Source organism: Massilia sp. LXY-6, assembly GCF_051233485.1.
GTDB lineage: Bacteria > Pseudomonadota > Gammaproteobacteria > Burkholderiales > Burkholderiaceae_D > Telluria.
In genome coordinates, this window is record NZ_JBKFGF010000002.1 from 108,314 (window position 1) to 124,489 (window position 16,176).

General features: G+C 67.4%; 14 protein-coding genes. 9 read left to right on the plus strand and 5 right to left on the minus strand.

Translation table 11 applies throughout. The features are described 5' to 3' along the window. Positions 1-151 precede the first annotated feature (151 nt). The 3 genes from ACI48D_RS01505 to ACI48D_RS01515 all read left to right on the plus strand — a co-directional run bounded on the left by ACI48D_RS01505 (position 152) and on the right by ACI48D_RS01515 (position 3,430). Positions 152-874, plus strand: coding sequence for a hypothetical protein (locus ACI48D_RS01505; protein ID WP_435569440.1), 723 nt, complete (start codon positions 152-154; stop codon positions 872-874). 113 nt (positions 875-987) lie between these two features. After that, complete coding sequence (locus tag ACI48D_RS01510) at positions 988-1,587, plus strand: MEDS domain-containing protein (protein ID WP_435569441.1); 600 nt, start codon at positions 988-990, stop codon at positions 1,585-1,587. A 4-nt stretch (positions 1,588-1,591) separates the two neighbouring features. Beyond that, on the plus strand, positions 1,592-3,430 hold the full coding sequence (locus tag ACI48D_RS01515) for a putative bifunctional diguanylate cyclase/phosphodiesterase (protein ID WP_435569442.1): 1,839 nt from the start codon (positions 1,592-1,594) through the stop codon (positions 3,428-3,430). An 11-nt stretch (positions 3,431-3,441) separates the two neighbouring features. Here the strand turns inward: ACI48D_RS01515 and ACI48D_RS01520 are convergent, their stop codons facing one another. The 5 genes from ACI48D_RS01520 to ACI48D_RS01540 are packed head-to-tail and all read right to left on the minus strand — an operon-like array spanning position 3,442 to position 7,920. Beyond that, positions 3,442-4,794 carry a sulfite reductase subunit alpha gene (locus tag ACI48D_RS01520; RefSeq protein ID WP_435569443.1) on the minus strand — a complete coding sequence of 451 codons (1,353 nt, stop codon included), beginning with the start codon at positions 4,792-4,794 and terminating at the stop codon, positions 3,442-3,444. An 18-nt stretch (positions 4,795-4,812) separates the two neighbouring features. Beyond that, positions 4,813-5,835 (minus strand): FAD:protein FMN transferase, encoded by a 1,023-nt coding sequence (locus tag ACI48D_RS01525; protein ID WP_435569444.1) that lies wholly within the window; start codon positions 5,833-5,835, stop codon positions 4,813-4,815. 18 nt (positions 5,836-5,853) lie between these two features. Then, positions 5,854-6,681, minus strand: a complete 828-nt coding sequence (locus tag ACI48D_RS01530) for a DUF4198 domain-containing protein (protein WP_435569445.1) — start codon at positions 6,679-6,681, stop codon at positions 5,854-5,856. A 10-nt stretch (positions 6,682-6,691) separates the two neighbouring features. Further along, positions 6,692-7,216, minus strand: coding sequence for a DUF2271 domain-containing protein (locus ACI48D_RS01535; protein ID WP_435569446.1), 525 nt, complete (start codon positions 7,214-7,216; stop codon positions 6,692-6,694). Positions 7,217-7,245: 29 nt separating this feature from the next. Beyond that, positions 7,246-7,920 (minus strand): PepSY-associated TM helix domain-containing protein, encoded by a 675-nt coding sequence (locus tag ACI48D_RS01540; protein ID WP_435569447.1) that lies wholly within the window; start codon positions 7,918-7,920, stop codon positions 7,246-7,248. A gap of 272 nt (positions 7,921-8,192) precedes the next feature. On the opposite strand from ACI48D_RS01540, the gene ACI48D_RS01545 reads away from it, so the two are divergent. From ACI48D_RS01545 to ACI48D_RS01570, 6 genes are all read left to right on the plus strand, one after another. Next, entirely contained in the window at positions 8,193-11,048 is a 2,856-nt protein-coding gene (locus ACI48D_RS01545) for a 2-oxoglutarate dehydrogenase E1 component (RefSeq protein WP_435569448.1), read from the plus strand. Between the two features lie 77 nt (positions 11,049-11,125). Next, positions 11,126-12,391, plus strand: coding sequence for a 2-oxoglutarate dehydrogenase complex dihydrolipoyllysine-residue succinyltransferase (odhB, locus tag ACI48D_RS01550; RefSeq protein ID WP_435569449.1), 1,266 nt, complete (start codon positions 11,126-11,128; stop codon positions 12,389-12,391). Between the two features lie 66 nt (positions 12,392-12,457). Next, positions 12,458-12,796: a PspC domain-containing protein gene (locus ACI48D_RS01555; RefSeq protein WP_435569450.1), complete on the plus strand. Its 339-nt coding sequence runs from the start codon at positions 12,458-12,460 to the stop codon at positions 12,794-12,796. A 12-nt stretch (positions 12,797-12,808) separates the two neighbouring features. Then, positions 12,809-14,242, plus strand: a complete 1,434-nt coding sequence (gene lpdA, locus ACI48D_RS01560) for a dihydrolipoyl dehydrogenase (RefSeq protein ID WP_435569451.1) — start codon at positions 12,809-12,811, stop codon at positions 14,240-14,242. Positions 14,243-14,344: 102 nt separating this feature from the next. After that, positions 14,345-15,442, plus strand: a complete 1,098-nt coding sequence (gene zapE, locus ACI48D_RS01565; RefSeq protein WP_435569452.1) for a cell division protein ZapE — start codon at positions 14,345-14,347, stop codon at positions 15,440-15,442. A 28-nt stretch (positions 15,443-15,470) separates the two neighbouring features. Then, positions 15,471-16,176, plus strand: a 706-nt coding sequence (locus tag ACI48D_RS01570; RefSeq protein ID WP_435569453.1) for a hypothetical protein, incomplete at its 3' end; no start/stop codon positions are given.

Consider the following 16,176-nt stretch of genomic DNA (forward strand, 5'->3'; position numbering starts at 1 on the left):
TCGCCGCCGCCCTTGCCCTCGCCGCGCCGGCCATGGCCGCACCCCATTGAGGCCGGGCCGGCCTGCGCACGCGTGACAAAGCACGCCTTTTGTGCCGGTCGATTTTGATATTGTGACAAAGGTTAAATCCACGACTTTTACGAGGAAAAACATGAAACGAATCCTTGGCTGGCTGTTGATGATGTGCCTGATGGCGGCATGCGGGGATCCCGACCAGGGCCCGCCGCTGGGCGTGTTCGCGGCCATCGCCAAGAAGGAAACCGACCCGGCGTTCAACATCACCCCGCCATCCTCGCGCAGCCCGGCGCAGTTCACCTATACCAGCAGCAACGCCGAGGTCGCCACCATCGCCGGCAGCCTGGTGACGATCAAGGGGCCGGGCACGAGCACGATCACCGCATCCCAGGACAGGATCGGCGGCTATGGCCCGACCTCGGGCTCGACCACGCTCACCGTCAGCGCCGTGGCCTGCGACACCGCCGGCAACGTGCGCATCAAGCTCGTCTGCGTCCCGTGCGTCGCGCCGGCCGTCGCGACCGGCGGCGTGTGCGTCGCCCCGGCCACGAACGCCGTCATCGTGCATGCCAACGACCTGGCCTGGATGGGCGTCAGCCACAAGGACAGCTGGACCAATGCCCGCGACTTCTGCGCCACCATCACGCTCGGCGGAGCCAGCGGCCCTTGGAAGCTGCCGAGCCAGGCCGAGCTGGCGGCCCTGCAGAAGTCCGGCGCCATCGACGGCCACGGCTGGTCCCTGGGCCCGACCTGGTCGTCGACCGCGGGCGCGGCCGGCCACGTCGCCGTCGACCTGTCCAGCGGCGCCGCGGCCGAGCTCGGCAACACGGCCAATGCCTACGTCAGCTGCGTGCGCTGAGCGGACCTGCGAATCCTGAAATAAAGCGCTGAACGCCGTAGGTAAAAGCCGACGCCGACGCGCGGCGAATGCGTGTATGCTGCCCTTTCGGCAGCAAGGATGCAGGAGCGGGCATGGCGCAGCCAGGACGACATGTATGCCTCGGATTCACGGACGAGCCCTATCCGGCGGGCACGCACATCTGCTACCTCTATAACGACGACGAGGAACGGCGCCAGATCCTGCCTCTGTATGCGCGCGAGGCGCTGCGCGGGCGCGAAGGGTTCAGCTACGTGGCCGACGTGCCCAGCCGCGCCGACCTGCCACGGGTCCTGGAGGAGCTGGACCTGGCGTCCGCCATCCTGGACCGGCCCGGACAGGCAGAAGCCGCGATCACGGCGGAAGGCTACTTCCCCGGCGGCTGCTTCGATCCGGACGACATGCTGGCCAGGCTGCGCGAGGCCTACGTGCAATGCCAGGCGGCCGGACTGCTTGGTGCCCGCTTCGCCGGCGAGATGAGCTGGGCCCTGCGCGGCATCCCCGGCGCCGACCGCATCCTCGAATGCGAATCGCGGATCAACGAGCTGATCAAGGAGGCTCCGATGACCATCATGTGCCAGTACGACCTGAACAAATTCGACGGCGGCCTGATCTACGATGTGCTGAATGCGCATCCGATCGTGATCATCGGCGGCCACCTCCTGCGCAATCCCTTCTACCAGAACTACGGGTGAGGCCATGGCCGCCGTTGTCGAAGAACCCGGCCCGCCGGCACTCGACGCCACGGTGCTGGGGCGCCTGCTCGTCATCCAGCAGGCCATCGACGCGATGCCGGACGAAGCCCACATCGCCAGCTTCGTCGCGCGTGCGCTGGCAAGCCTGCCGGGCCTGGCCGAGGCCCACGTCGACCTCGACGGCTTCACCACGGCGCCGAACGCCTACATGGCGGCGCTGAAGAAACGTTGCGAGGCCGAATGCTCGCCGGTTCCGGTGGTGAATGTCATGCGCCACCTGAAGACCGGCGTCCAGTGCTTCCCGATCGGCACGCCGGGCCGGCGTTTCGGCTGGCTGCTGCTCAGGGTGGACGACGACGAGGCGCTGCGGCCCTACGTCGCCTTCCTCGGCAATATCGCCGGCACCCTGGGCCGGATCCTGGTGGCCCGCCACTACCAGGAGCGCCTGGCCCAGGCCAACGAGGAGTTGCGCCAGGCGCGCGACGGCCTGGAACAGCGCGTGGCCGAACGCACCCGCGAGCTGGAATACCGCGCCACCCACGACCACCTCACCGGCCTGTCGAACCGCGCGCTGCTGATCGACCGCCTGCACAGCGCGATCTGCAATGCGCAGCGCGACGGCCGCATGGTCGCCGTGGTCTATCTCGACCTGGACAGCTTCACCTTCATCAATACGGGCCTGGGCAATGGATGCGGCGACGACTTCCTGCGCGAGACCGCGCGGCGCCTGGCGCGCCTGGTGCGCGACAGCGATACCGTGGCGCGCATCGGCTCCGACGAATTCGTGATCCTGCTCGCCGGACTGGAGAGCGTCGAGCGCAGCAGCGCGCGCCTGAACGCGATGCTGGCGGCGGTGCGCCAGCCGGTGCCGCTGGCGGACAAGGAGGCGGTGGTCACCTGCAGCATCGGGGCCGCGGTCTATCCGCTCGACGGCGAGGAAGCCGAGCTGCTGCTGCGGCGCGCGAACTCGGCGATGCTGCGCGCCAAGAAGTGCGGCAAGGACAGCATCCAGCTCTACGCCAGCACGCGCGACGCCGCGGTGGCCGAGCGCATCGAACTCGAGACCGAGCTGCGCCGCGCCATGCCGGCCGGCGAGCTGATCCTGCATTACCAGCCCAAGCTCGACCTGGCCAGCGGCATGCTCGCGGGCGCCGAGGCGCTGGTGCGCTGGGCGCACCCGAAGCGCGGCCTGCTGCCGCCGTCCCGCTTCATTCCCCTTGCCGAGGATTCGGCGCTGATCGTGGCGCTGGGCGAAAGCGTGCTGCTGCAGGCCTGCCTGCAAGCCAGGATCTGGAGCGGGGCCGGCCTCGGCGACAGGACCGTGGCGGTCAACCTGGCCGCGCGCCAGTTGCGCGACGCCCGCATCGTCGACACCGTCAAGCAGGCGCTGCATACCACCGGCCTGATGCCGTCCAGCCTCGAACTCGAAATCACGGAAAGCTCGATCATGGTCGACATCGATCACGCGACCAGCCTGCTGTACGAGCTCAAGGGCCTGGGCGTCGCCATCTCGATCGACGATTTCGGTACCGGGTACTCGAGTCTTAGCGCCTTGCGCAACTTCCCGGTCGACAAGCTGAAGATCGACCGTTCCTTCATCCACGAGATCGAAACCGTGCCGAGCGCGGCGGCGGTGGTGCTGGCCGTGATTTCCTTCGCCAAGACACTGGGGATGCGCGTCATCGCCGAAGGCGTGGAAACCGTCGGCCAGGCGGCGTTCCTGGAACGCCATGGCTGCGACGAGATCCAGGGCTACCTGGTGGCGCGGCCGCTGCCGTCCGGCCAGTTGCTGGACCGGTTCCGGCAGCCGGTGGAGATGCCCTGGCGCTTGCCGCCCGGCTGAGGCTCAAGCGCTCAATACACGTCGCGCCGGTAGCGGCCCTCGGCGGCCAGCCGTTCGAGCGCATCGATCCCGACGATGTGGCCGAGCGCCTCGTGCACGCCGCCGGCCATGCCCTGCAGGCTGCCGCACACGTAGACCGCCGCGCCGCGCCCGATCCACGTGCGCACCGCGTCGGCCTGGGCGCGCAGCAGGTCCTGCACGTACAGCCGTTCCTGCTGGTCGCGCGAAAACGCCAGGTCCAGCCGCTCCAGCCAGCCGGAGCCCTGCCAGCCTTCCAGCTCGCCGCGCAGCAGGAAATCGTGGGCGGCGTTGCGTTCGCCGAACAGCAGCCAGTTCTCGCGCTCGCCGAGCTGGACGCGGGCGCGCAGCAGCCCGCGCAGGCCGGCCAGGCCGCTGCCGTTGCCGATCAGGAGCAGCGGCCGGCGCGCGTTGTCTCCCAGGCGGAAGCGTTGGTGTTCGCGCAGCCGCAGCCGCACCGCGTCGTCGCTGAAGGCGCCTTCGCACAGCCAGCCCGAGGCCGCGCCCGGGCTGCCGTCCTGGTGCCGGTGCAGGCGCACCAGCAGCTCCAGGCGGCCGTCCGACGGCACCGAGGCGATCGAGTATTCGCGCGGATGTCCGGGGTCGGCCGGGGCGCTGACCTGTGCCAGGTCGCCGGCTTCCCAGGTGGGCAGCAGCCCGTCCACCGGCGCCAGCGCCACGCGGAACAGCGGGCCACCGGCGCTGCCGGGGTTCAGCAGCTCGCGTTCGGCGATGCGCCAGTCGGCGTAGGCCGGCGCTTCCCAGTCGGGCGCATCGATGGTGCCCGCCAGGCGGCCGAGGTGGTGCTGCCAGTCTTCGAGTGCCCGGCTGTCGCCGCGGTCGACGTCGATGCGCTCGAACAGCGGCGTGGCGCCGGCGCGCGCCAGCCAGCCATCCAGCGCGCGGCCGAAGCCGCAGAAATCGGCGTAGCTGCGGTCGCCCAGCGCCAGTACGGCATAATGCAGGTGGGCCAGCTCGGGCGGTTCGTCGTTCCCGGCCGTCAGGCGGCCGGCGAAGCGCGCCGCCGTGTCGGGCGCGTCGCCTTCGCCGTAGGTGCTGGCGACGAACAGGATCCGCGACGCGGCGCGCAGGCCGGCGTCGTCGAGGCTCGAGATGCAGGCCGCGCGCGCCGCCAGCCCGCCGGTGGCAAGCAGCTCGGCGCTGCGGCGCGCCAGGGTTTCGGCGCTGCCGGTCTGGCTCGCGTACACGACCAGCCAGTCCGCCGGCGCGGCCGGGACGCGCGCGCGCGCGCGCGCCCTGCGCACGTAGCCCGCGCACATGAGCAGGTAGCCGGCGGACAGCAGCAGGGCTGCGCCCCAGCGCAGCGGTTCGGCAGTAAGCGTCATGGCAGGGTCATGGCAAGCTCATTGCAACAGCGCGCGCCACGCCGCGCTGTGGACTTCGCGCAGGCCGTCCTCGCCACGCAGCAGGAAGCGCGCGGCCAGTCCGCGCCGTTCGGCGAAGGGCAAGCCGGCGTCCGGGCCCATCACGGTCAGGGCCGTGGACAGGGCGTCGGCCGCCATGCAGGTCGGGGCCAGTACCGTTACCGAGGCGACCCCGTTGTCGATCGGGCAGCCGGTACGCGGGTCCAGCGTGTGCGAGGCGCGCCGCCGGGCGTGCTGGAAATACCTGCGGTAGTCGCCCGAGGTGGCGACCGCCAGCCCATGCAGCGCGACCACCGATTCCACCACGGGGGAAGCATCCGCATCGGGCACGCCTTCCAGCTCGACCCACCAGGGCTGGCCATCGGGCTTGACGCCGGCGCCGCGCAATTCGCCGCCGGCTTCGACCAGGTAGTGCCGCACGCCGAGGGCTTCCAGGCGCTGCGCCAGGCAGTCGACCGCGTAGCCCTTGGCCACCGAGGACAGGTCGAGCAGGGCGCCGCCCGGCTGGTACAGGCGGCGGCCCGCGCGGTCGAGCCTGGGCTGGCAGGCGCGGCGCCGGGCCAGCGCGGCGGCGACCGCATCGGCGGCCGGGGCGTAGAAGCCGGCCTGGTCGTAGCGCTTGTGCGGGCCGAAGCCCCACAGGTCGACCAGCAGTCCGGCCGCGGGATCGTAGGCGCCGCCGCTCTCCTCGTGCACGCGAAGCGCGAAGTCCATCACGGCGAAGAACTGCGGCGGCAGCGCATGCCAGGTATCGCCCGGCGCGCGGTTGTAGCACGAGAGCAGGGAGTCGCCGTCCCAGTGGCTCATCTGGGCGACGATCTCGTCCAGTTCCTGCTGCAGGGCGGCGCGCAGGTCGCGCTCGATGTCGAGCGCCATCCCCGGCGGCAGCAGCAGCCGCGCCGACCAGCCGGTGCCCATCGAGGTCCCGGCCAGGCCGTGAGGGCGGCTGGCGGGGTCGGGCAGGACCGGGTCGATGTCGGTCGGGACGAGAACGGCGCGCATCAAGGGCTGACCCGGCTGTTACTCGGGCAGGATTTCGAGCGTTGCCGAGTAGCCGTAGCGCCTGACGTCCGGCTGGCCTTCGCCCGGACCGCGCGGGGCATTCGCCGGATAAGCAGCGCTGAGCCAGTACATGTTCGGCGCCGGCAGCGTGAAGCTGGTTTCGCCCTTGGCGTCGGTGCTCAGGCGCACTTCGTTGATCGTGCCGCGGTACTTGACGCCGCCGGGAACCAGGCTGAACGGGAAGTTCGGCAGCGGCTGGCCGTTCAGCTGGAAGCGGAAGGTCGCCTTTTCGCCGGCGCGCAGCTCGTTCGGGTGGGTGACCGGCACCAGTTCCAGGCCGGTACCGAGCGGCTTCAGCGCGCCCGTGGTCGGCTTGTTCAGGGTGACGAAGGTGTCCTGGCGCTGGACCATGGTGGTTTTTGCAACGTCGGTGGCGCCGGCCGGGATTTCTTTCGCTACCGTCTGCTCGGTGGCGCGGAAGCGCCTGGTCTCGCCGTTCAGCTTGTAGCTGCCGATGACGCTGGTGGCGGCCAGGGTGACGCGGTAGGTGCCATCCTTCGGCAGCCTGAGGTCGACGCTGGAGCGGAACTTGCCGACCGTGGCGCTCGGTGCCGGCGCGGTGGCGCCGTCCGGGTCGGTGACCGTCAGGCCGTCCATGCGCAGCGGCATGTGATCGACGTTGAACAGGCCTTCCGAGACCGCGCCGTCGATCGTGACCCAGGCTTCGCGGTCGGTTTCGATGAAGGTGCTGGTCGGGAGCATCCACGGACGGTGGGCCTGGGCGGCGCAGGCGATGCCGGCCAGGGCGATGGCGATGCTGAACTGCTTCATGAATTTAGCTTGCATGCGAAACCCCTTATTGAACCGAGATCGATACCGCGCCCAGCTCTTCCTTGCCGCTCGCGCTCGCGGCCAGCTTGCCCTTGGCCGGCCAGGTGAAGGGCACGCGCACCAGTTCGCGGCCGCCGGCTTCGCGCGCGGCTTCGATGACCAGCTTGTAGTCGCCGGCCGGCAGCTTGTCGAGGCCGGCCCTGGCGGTGGCGAAGTTCAGGGTCTGCACGCCGGCCGGGCGGGTCGCCCCACTCACACCGTCCATCGGCAGCTCGACGTCGCGGCCGGCCTTGCGCCACCAGGTGCGCAGGTCCTTGACCCACTTGGTGCCGGCGTTGTCCTTCTTCTTGACGTCGTACAGCACAGCCAGGGTCGAGGCCACGCTCTGGTCGGCGCGCTCGATCCAGATCGCGACGTAGGGCTTGTGGTACTCGGCCACGTTCAGCTGCGGCAGTTCGAATTTGACGCTCAGGTCGGCGGCCATCGCGCCGTTCGACACCAGGGGCAGGGCCAGTGGCAAGCTCAAGGCGAGTGATCGGGACAGTTTCATGGGCTGGCTTTCTCGGTCAGGAAGGTGGATTAGTGGACGAACAGCAGGGCCAGCACGATCGGCAGCACGATGCCGAAGCCGATCACCGGCCAGGTCGAGGGCCGGTTGGCGGCGTGGTATTTCAGGATCAGGAAGCCGGTGATGCAGAACACCAGGCAGGCGCCGGCGAAGATGTCGATGAACCAGCTCCACACGGCGCCGGCGTTGCGGCCCTTGTGCATGTCGTTGAGCCAGGAGATCCAGCCGCGGTCGGTCTTCTCGTATTCCGCCTGGCCGTCGGCGCCGATGCGCAGCCAGGCGTCGCCGCCCGGACGGGGCAGGGGAATATAAGCGTCTTCCTCGCTCCACTCGGCGTTCACGCCGCGCACCTCGACCGGGAAGGCGCCGTTCGCCCAGGCTGCGAGGTCGTCCGGCAGCGGCAGTTTGGCGTCGGCGTGCCGTTCGATCAAGCCGGCCAGGCGCTCGCGCAGCGGTGCCGGCAGCGCGGCCTTCAGGCGCGTCACCTGCGGCTTCGCTTCGATCTGCGACGCGTGGTTCAGGGTGAAGCCGGTGATGCTGAATAACAGCATCGCCATCAGGCAGAGGGCGGAACTGATCCAGTGCCACTGGTGCAACTGGCGCAACCAGACGGCGCGCCGGGCGCCGGGAAGGGTGGCCGTTTGCGTGGCGGGCTGGGTCGACGATATTGAACTGGGCGGGCGCATGCGTTAAATGATAACGATTATCATTTAGTGGGTCAACTCAGCAGTTTGGATGCCACACGGTAACAAATTAAAACAAAGCCTCTCCCTGTCGTGTCTGTCGCCTTGCGTTACAATACCGTGCGCTTGTGGTAGCCCATGCCTCGATCCGCCCTTGTAGAGTCCTTCCCCCACAACTTGAGTAGTAGTGCGATCCGCTAACCGGTCAGGCCGTGTCGCGGAAGGTTAGATTAACCCGCCCTAAGTTCGCGAAACGCGAAGAAAGGTGAGCAAGAATGATGCAGCAATACGAAGCCAACTCGTATCTGTTCGGCGGAAACGCGCCGTACGTGGAAGAGTTGTATGAAGCATACCTGAACAACCCGGGCTCGGTGCCGGACAACTGGCGCGCCTATTTCGACGCGATGCAGCACATGCCCGCCGTCGACGGTTCGGCCAAGCCGGACGTAGTCCACTCCTCCGTGATCGCCTCCTTCGCCGAGCGCGCCAAGCAGGGTCCGATCCGCACCGTCACCGCCTCGCCGGACGCCGAACTCGGCCGCAAGCGCGTGTCGGTCACCCAGTTGATCGCCGCCTACCGCTACCTCGGTTCGCGCTGGGCCAACCTGGATCCGCTGCAGCGCCAGGAGCGCCCGCCGATCCCGGAACTGGATCCCGCCTTCTACGGTTTCACCGAAGCCGACCTCGACACCAAATTCAACATCAGCAACACCTACTTCGGCCCGGAAACCGCATCGCTGCGCGACCTGCTGAACATGTTGCGCGATACCTACTGCCGTTCCGTCGGCGCTGAGTTCATGTACGTCAGCGACCCGACCGAAAAGCGCTGGCTGCAGGAAAAGCTGGAATCGATCCGCTCGACCCCGGCCTTCACCGCAGAAAAGAAAAAGCACATCCTCGAGCGCCTGACCGCGGCCGAAGGACTGGAACGCTACCTCCACACCAAGTACGTCGGCGCCAAGCGCTTCTCGCTGGAAGGCGGCGAGTCCTTCATCGCCTCGATGGACGAAGTGATCCAGCGCGCCGGTGAGCAGGGCGTGCAGGAAATCGTGATCGGCATGGCCCACCGCGGCCGCCTGAACGTCCTGGTCAACACCCTGGGCAAGGCACCGTCCGAGCTGTTCGAAGAATTCGAAGGCAAGCACGCCGACGACCTGCCGGCGGGCGACGTGAAATACCACCAGGGCTTCTCGAGCGACATCTCGACCCCGGGCGGCGCGGTGCACCTGTCGCTGGCGTTCAACCCGTCGCACCTGGAAATCGTCAACCCGGTCGTCGAAGGCTCGGTCAAGGCCCGCATGGACCGCCGCGGCGACCGCCAGGGCAAGGAAGTGCTGCCGATCCTGGTGCACGGCGACGCCGCTTTCGCCGGCCAGGGCGTGGTCATGGAAACCCTGAACCTGGCCCAGACCCGCGGCTACGGCACCGGCGGTACCGTCCACATCGTCATCAACAACCAGATCGGCTTCACCACCTCGGACCCGCGCGACGCCCGTTCGACGATCTATTGCACCGACGTGGTCAAGATGATCGAAGCGCCGGTGCTGCACGTGAACGCCGACGATCCGGAAGCCGTCGTGCTGGCCACCCAGATCGCGATGGACTACCGCACCGAGTTCCATAAAGACGTGGTCGTCGACATCGTCTGCTACCGCAAGCTGGGCCACAACGAGCAGGACACCCCGGCCCTGACCCAGCCGCTGATGTACAAGAAGATCGCCAAGCACCCGGGCACCCGCAAGATGTACGCGGACAAGCTGGCTGCGCAGGGCACCATCGCCGCCGACGGCGGCGACCAGCTGGTGGCCGAATACCGCGCCGCAATGGACGCCGGCAAGCACACCATCGACCCGGTCCTGACCGACTTCAAGAACAAGTACGCCGTCGACTGGGCGCCGTTCCTGAACAAGAAGTGGACCGACGCCGCCGACACCGCCGTGCCGCTGACCGAGCTGAAACGCCTGTCGCAGCGCATCACCACCGTGCCGGAAAACTTCAAGCTGCACTCGCTGGTCGAGAAGGTCCTGAACGACCGCGCCAACATGGGCAAGGGCGAGCTGAACCTCGACTGGGGCATGGGCGAACACCTGGCCTACGCATCGCTGCTGTCGTCGGGCTACGCGGTCCGCCTGTCGGGCCAGGATGCCGGCCGCGGCACCTTCGTGCACCGCCACGCCGTGCTGCACGACCAGAACCGCGAGCGCTGGGACCAGGGCATCTACCTGCCGCTGGCCAACGTGTCGGACAACCAGGCCAACTTCACCGTGATCGACTCCGTGCTGTCGGAAGAAGCGGTGCTGGGCTTCGAATACGGTTACTCGACCGCCGAGCCGAACACGCTCACCATCTGGGAAGGCCAGTTCGGCGACTTCGTCAACGGTGCCCAGGTCGTCATCGACCAGTTCATCGCCTCGGGCGAAGTCAAGTGGGGCCGTGCCTCGGGCCTGGTGCTGATGCTGCCGCACGGCTACGAAGGCCAGGGTCCGGAGCACTCGTCGGCACGCATCGAGCGCTTCCTGCAGCTGTGCGCAGACCACAACATGCAGGTCGTGCAGCCGACCACCGCCGCCCAGATCTTCCACCTGCTGCGCCGCCAGATGGTGCGCCAGTTCCGCAAGCCGCTGGTGATCTTCACGCCGAAGTCGCTGCTGCGTAACAAGGACGCCGGCTCGCCGCTGACCGACCTGGCCAAGGGTGGCTTCCAGACCGTGATTCCGGAACTGGACGAGAAGATCGACGCCAACAAGGTCAAGCGCGTGCTCGCCTGCTCGGGCAAGGTCTACTACGACCTGGTCAACACCCGCAAGACCCGCAACGCGACCGACACCGCGATCATCCGTATCGAGCAGCTGTACCCGTTCCCGCACAAGGCTTTCGCCGCCGAACTGAAGAGGTTCCCGAACGCGACCGAAGTGGTGTGGGTCCAGGACGAGCCGCAGAACCAGGGTCCGTGGTTCCAGATCCAGCACAATATCTTCGAAAGCATGGAATCGGGCCAGCGCCTGTCGTACGCCGGCCGTCCTGCTTCCGCGTCCCCGGCTGTCGGTTACGCCGACAAGCACGTGGCGCAGCAGAAGGAACTGCTGGAAACCGCGTTCTCGAAGCTCAAGGGCTTCATTTTGACGAAGTAATACTTAACAAGCCCGAGAGCCCCCGCACTGTCATGAGCAGCGCGGGGCTTTGGCAAGAAAAAATACGGAGTTTTTAAATGGCACAAATCGAAGTCAAGGTCCCCCAACTGTCGGAATCGGTTGCTGAGGCGACCCTGCTGTCCTGGCACAAGAAGGTCGGCGAAGCCGTTGCGCGCGACGAGAACATGATCGACATCGAGACCGACAAGGTGGTCCTGGAACTGCCGGCCCCGAGCGCAGGCGTGATCGTCCAGCTGATCAAGGCCGACGGCGCCACCGTCGTTGCCGGCGAGACCATCGCGATCATCGATACCGAAGCGTCGGCCCAGACCAGCCCGCTGCCGATCACCTCGGCCGCCGTCGCCAACGCGCCGGCCGCCGCCGCCGCACCGCAGGCTTCCGCTGCCACCGGCAGCAAAGGCGACGTCGCCATGCCGGCCGCCGCCAAGATCCTGGCCGACAACAGCATGACGACCGCCGACGCCACCGGCACCGGCCGTGACGGCCGCGTGACCAAGGGCGACGCCCTGGCCGCCGTCGCCAACAAAGGCGTTGCGCCGGCCGCCCCGGCGCCGCTGCAGCAGCAGGCCGCCAAGCCGGCCCTGCAGCAAGTTTCCGCACCGGCCCCGGCCAACCTGGGCGACCGTCCGGAAGAGCGCGTGCCGATGAGCCGCCTGCGCGCCCGTATCGCCGAGCGCCTGCTGCAGTCGCAGTCGACCAACGCGATCCTGACCACCTTCAACGAAGTGAACATGGCTCCGGTCATGGAACTGCGCGCCAAGTACAAGGACAAGTTCGAGAAGGAACACGGCGTCAAGCTGGGCTTCATGTCCTTCTTCGTCAAGGCTGCCGTTGCCGCCCTGAAGAAGTACCCGATCCTGAACGCCTCGGTCGACGGTAACGACATCATCTATCACGGCTACTTCGACATCGGTATCGCCGTCGGTTCGCCGCGCGGCCTGGTGGTGCCGATCCTGCGCAACGCCGACCAGATGAGCATCGCCGAGATCGAGAAAAAGATCGGCGAATTCGGCCAGAAAGCCAAGGAAGGCAAGCTGACCCTGGAAGACCTGACCGGCGGTACCTTCTCGATCTCGAACGGCGGCACCTTCGGTTCGATGCTGTCGACCCCGATCATCAACCCGCCGCAGTCGGCAATCCTGGGCGTGCACGCGACCAAGGATCGCGCCGTGGTCGAGAACGGCCAGATCGTGATCCGTCCGATGAACTACCTGGCGATGTCCTACGACCACCGCATCATCGACGGCCGCGAAGCCGTGCTGGGCCTGGTCGCCATGAAGGACGCGCTGGAAGATCCGGCACGCCTGCTGCTGGAACTGTAATTCACCTTCGGGAGGCGCGCCGCCTGGTGCGCCTGTTCCGTGCCCGTGTCTGATGGAGGTATCACCATGATTGCCGATGAAATCAAGCGCTTGCACGAACTGCACCAGGCCGGCGCCCTGACCGACGCCGAATTCGAACAGGCCAAGGCGAAGATCCTGTCGTCGTCGACGGTGAACCTGAACAAGGGCACCGGATCGGCATCCGACGGCAGCTTCGCTGCGGAGCTCAGCACCCTGCGCCGCTCGCGCACCGACCGCTGGATCGGCGGCGTGTGCGGCGGCCTGGCGCAGGTGTCGGGCGTCGACTCGTGGGTGTGGCGGCTGGTGTTTACGCTGTTCACCCTCACGTTCGGATTCGGGGCGGTGATTTACCTGTTGTTGTGGATCTTCGTACCGGAAGAATAAAAGGAATATTGAATGAGTACCGAAAAACAATTTGACGTCGTCGTGATCGGCGGCGGCCCCGGCGGCTATGTGGCCGCCATCCGCGCTGCCCAGCTGGGCTTCAAGGTCGCCTGCATCGACGAGGCGCAGAATGCCAAGGGCGGCCCGGCCCTGGGCGGCACCTGCACCAACGTCGGCTGCATCCCGTCGAAGGCGCTGCTGCAATCGTCGGAGCACTTCGAGCACGCCGGCCATGCCTTCAAGGAACACGGCATCAACGTGTCCGGCCTGGAACTGAACCTGGGCCAGATGCTCAAGCGTAAAGATGGCGTGGTCAAGGCCAACAACGACGGCATCGTCTACCTGTTCAAGAAGAACAAGGTCAGCTTCTTCCACGGCCGCGGCACTTTCGCCGGCAAGGCTGGCGAAGGCTTCACCGTCCAGGTCTCGGGCGCGTCCGCCGACACCCTCACCGCCAAGAACGTGATCGTCGCCACCGGCTCGAACCCGCGCGAACTGCCGAACGCACCGTTCGACGAAAAGCTGATCCTGTCGAACACCGGCGCGCTGGCCATCGACGCGGTGCCGGGCACGCTGGGCGTGATCGGCGCCGGCGTGATCGGCCTGGAAATGGGCTCCGTGTGGCGCCGCGTGGGCGCCAAGGTCACCGTGCTGGAAGGCCTGCCGGCCTTCCTGGGCGCGGTCGACCAGCAGATCGCCAAGGAAGCGCAGAAGGCCTTCACCAAGCAGGGCCTGGAAATCCACCTGGGCGTTAAAATTGGCAACATCACCAAGGGCGACAACAATGTCACCGTGGAATATGCTGATGCCAGCGGCGCCGCGCAGACCGCGACATTTGATCGCCTGATCGTCTCGATCGGCCGGGTGCCGAACACCAACGGCTTGGGCTTCGAGAGCGTTGGCCTCCAGCTGGATGAGCGCGGCTTCATCGCCGTCGACGACGAGTGCCGCACCAGCGTGCCTGGCATCTGGGCGGTGGGCGACGTCGTGCGCGGCCCGATGCTGGCGCACAAGGCGGAAGAAGAGGGCGTCGCGGTTGCCGAGCGCATCGCCGGCCAGCACGGCCACGTCAACTTCAACACGATTCCGTGGGTGATCTACACCTCGCCGGAAATCGCCTGGGTCGGCCGCACCGAAGAGCAGCTCAAGAAGGACGGCGTCGCATATAAAGCCGGCACCTTCCCGTTCATGGCCAACGGCCGTGCGCGCGCGCTGGGCGACACCACCGGCATGGTGAAGGTGATCGCCGACGCCAGCACCGACGAGATCCTGGGCGTGCACATCGTGGGCCCGGTCGCTTCCGAGCTGATTTCGGAAGCCGTGGTGGCGATGGAGTTCAAGGCCTCGGCCGAGGACATCGCCCGCATCTGCCACGCTCACCCGACCCTGTCCGAAGCGACCAAGGAAGCCGCGCTCGCCGTCGACAAGCGTTCGCTGAACTTCTAAGCGGCACACGCGCAATGGTGGGCACGGGGTGCCCACCCTACGGTTATCGCGACCCGTAGGGTGGGCACACCGTGCCCACGTTTTTTCATATACCGGTATTCCATGAACGTCCAAGAGTATTACCAGCACGCGCTGACCGAGCGCGGCTTCAAGTCCGATGCGGCCCAGCAGCGCGCGGTGGACCGACTCCAGCAGGCGTACGACGACTGGGTCCACTACAAGGCCCAGCGGTCGTCCGCTTTCAAGCGCCTGATCAACCGTCCCGAGGTGCCGACCGGTGTCTACATGTGGGGCGGGGTAGGGCGCGGCAAGTCCTTCCTGATGGACAGCTTCTATTCGGTGGTGCCGGTGGTGCGCAAGACGCGCCTGCACTTCCACGAATTCATGCGCGCCGTGCACCGCCAGCTCGACGAGCTGAAGGGCGTGGAAGATCCGCTGGTCGAAGTGGCCAAGCGCATCGCCAGGAAGTACCGCCTGATCTGCTTCGACGAGTTCCACGTCAGCGACGTCGCCGACGCGATGATCATGTACAACCTGCTGTCGAAGCTGTTCGAGTACGGCGTGTCGTTCGTGATGACCTCGAACTACGACCCGGACAAGTTGTACCCGGACGGCCTGCACCGCGACCGCATGCTGCCGACCATCGCACTGCTGAAGGAAAAGCTGGACGTGATGAACGTCGACGCCGGCATCGACTACCGCCACCGTGCGCTGGAGCAAGTGGAGGCCTATTACACGCCGCTGAACGCCGCCAGCGACCACATGCTGCGCGACGCCTGGGCCAAGGTCGCCGACACCGCCGACGAAAATCCGCTGGTGCACATCGAACAGCGCGAGCTGCGTGCGCTGCGCCGCGCCGGCGGCGCGATCTGGTTCGACTTCCACACCCTGTGCGGCGGCCCGCGTTCGCAGAACGACTACCTGGAACTGTCCAGCCAGTTCCATACCGTGATCCTGTCCGGGGTGCCGCGCATGTCGGCGGCGATGTCGTCCGCGGCGCGCCGCTTCACCTGGCTGATCGACGTGTTCTACGACCACAAGGTGAAGCTGATCATGTCGGCCGAGGTGGCGCCGGAACTGCTGTACACGGAAGGCGCGATGTCGAACGAGTTCCACCGCACTGTCTCGCGTATCATTGAGATGCAATCGCGCGAATACATGCTGGCCGAGCGCCGCGGTGCCGCCGATTCGCTTGCCTGAGTCCCACCAAGAGGAAAACCAGAACACGATGAAACCCGCTCCGCTCATGCTCATGTTCAAGCTGCGGCACCGCGCCGCCGCCGCCGCCCAGGGCGTCCTGCTGTGCGCGCTGCTGGCCGCCTGCGCCGGCAAGCGCCCGGCGCCGCAAGAAGCGCCGCCGCCGCCGGTCACCTCGGTGGCCCAGGCCGACCAGCAGCTGGCCACGGTGGCGCACGAACGCGCCGCGATCGAGGCCCGCTACGCCGAGCGCGAACGGGTCTGCTATGACAAGTTCTTCGTGACCCGCTGCCTCGACGAAGCCAAGGAGCGCCGTCGCAGTTCGCTGGCGGCCCAGCGCGCGATCGAGGTGCAGGCCAATCGCTTCAAGCGCCAGGCCGCGGTCGAGGAGCGCGACCGCAAGCTGGCCGAGGCCGACCAGCGCTACCGCCAGGAAGAAGCGCGCCTGGCCGCCCAGCCGCCGCAGCCGACCCGCGAAGTGCAGCCCGCGCCGGCGCCGCGCGCGCCGACCGTGCCGAGCCGCGTCGCCGCGCGCGATGCGCACCTGAAGGAGATCCAGGCCAAGGAAGCTGCCGACGCGCCGAAACGCGCCAAGAACGTGCGCGACTTCGAGCGCCGCAAGGCCGAATCCGAAGAGCGCCAGCGCGAGGTCGCGCGCCGCAAGGCCGAGCGAGCCGCCAAGCTGGCCAAGCAGGCCGAGGAAGAAAAGGCCAAGGCCGCGCAAACTCCGGCGCCGG

Coding starts and splice junctions, on each gene's coding strand:
- ACI48D_RS01535 (WP_435569446.1), bottom strand. CDS start 7,216: ATGAAACTGTCCCGATCACTCGCCTTGAGCTTGCCACTGGCCCTGCCC.
- odhB (WP_435569449.1), top strand. CDS start 11,126: ATGGCACAAATCGAAGTCAAGGTCCCCCAACTGTCGGAATCGGTTGCT.
- ACI48D_RS01505 (WP_435569440.1), top strand. CDS start 152: ATGAAACGAATCCTTGGCTGGCTGTTGATGATGTGCCTGATGGCGGCA.
- ACI48D_RS01520 (WP_435569443.1), bottom strand. CDS start 4,794: ATGACGCTTACTGCCGAACCGCTGCGCTGGGGCGCAGCCCTGCTGCTG.
- lpdA (WP_435569451.1), top strand. CDS start 12,809: ATGAGTACCGAAAAACAATTTGACGTCGTCGTGATCGGCGGCGGCCCC.
- ACI48D_RS01545 (WP_435569448.1), top strand. CDS start 8,193: ATGATGCAGCAATACGAAGCCAACTCGTATCTGTTCGGCGGAAACGCG.
- zapE (WP_435569452.1), top strand. CDS start 14,345: ATGAACGTCCAAGAGTATTACCAGCACGCGCTGACCGAGCGCGGCTTC.
- ACI48D_RS01530 (WP_435569445.1), bottom strand. CDS start 6,681: ATGCAAGCTAAATTCATGAAGCAGTTCAGCATCGCCATCGCCCTGGCC.
- ACI48D_RS01555 (WP_435569450.1), top strand. CDS start 12,458: ATGATTGCCGATGAAATCAAGCGCTTGCACGAACTGCACCAGGCCGGC.
- ACI48D_RS01510 (WP_435569441.1), top strand. CDS start 988: ATGGCGCAGCCAGGACGACATGTATGCCTCGGATTCACGGACGAGCCC.
- ACI48D_RS01540 (WP_435569447.1), bottom strand. CDS start 7,920: ATGCGCCCGCCCAGTTCAATATCGTCGACCCAGCCCGCCACGCAAACG.
- ACI48D_RS01525 (WP_435569444.1), bottom strand. CDS start 5,835: ATGCGCGCCGTTCTCGTCCCGACCGACATCGACCCGGTCCTGCCCGAC.
- ACI48D_RS01515 (WP_435569442.1), top strand. CDS start 1,592: ATGGCCGCCGTTGTCGAAGAACCCGGCCCGCCGGCACTCGACGCCACG.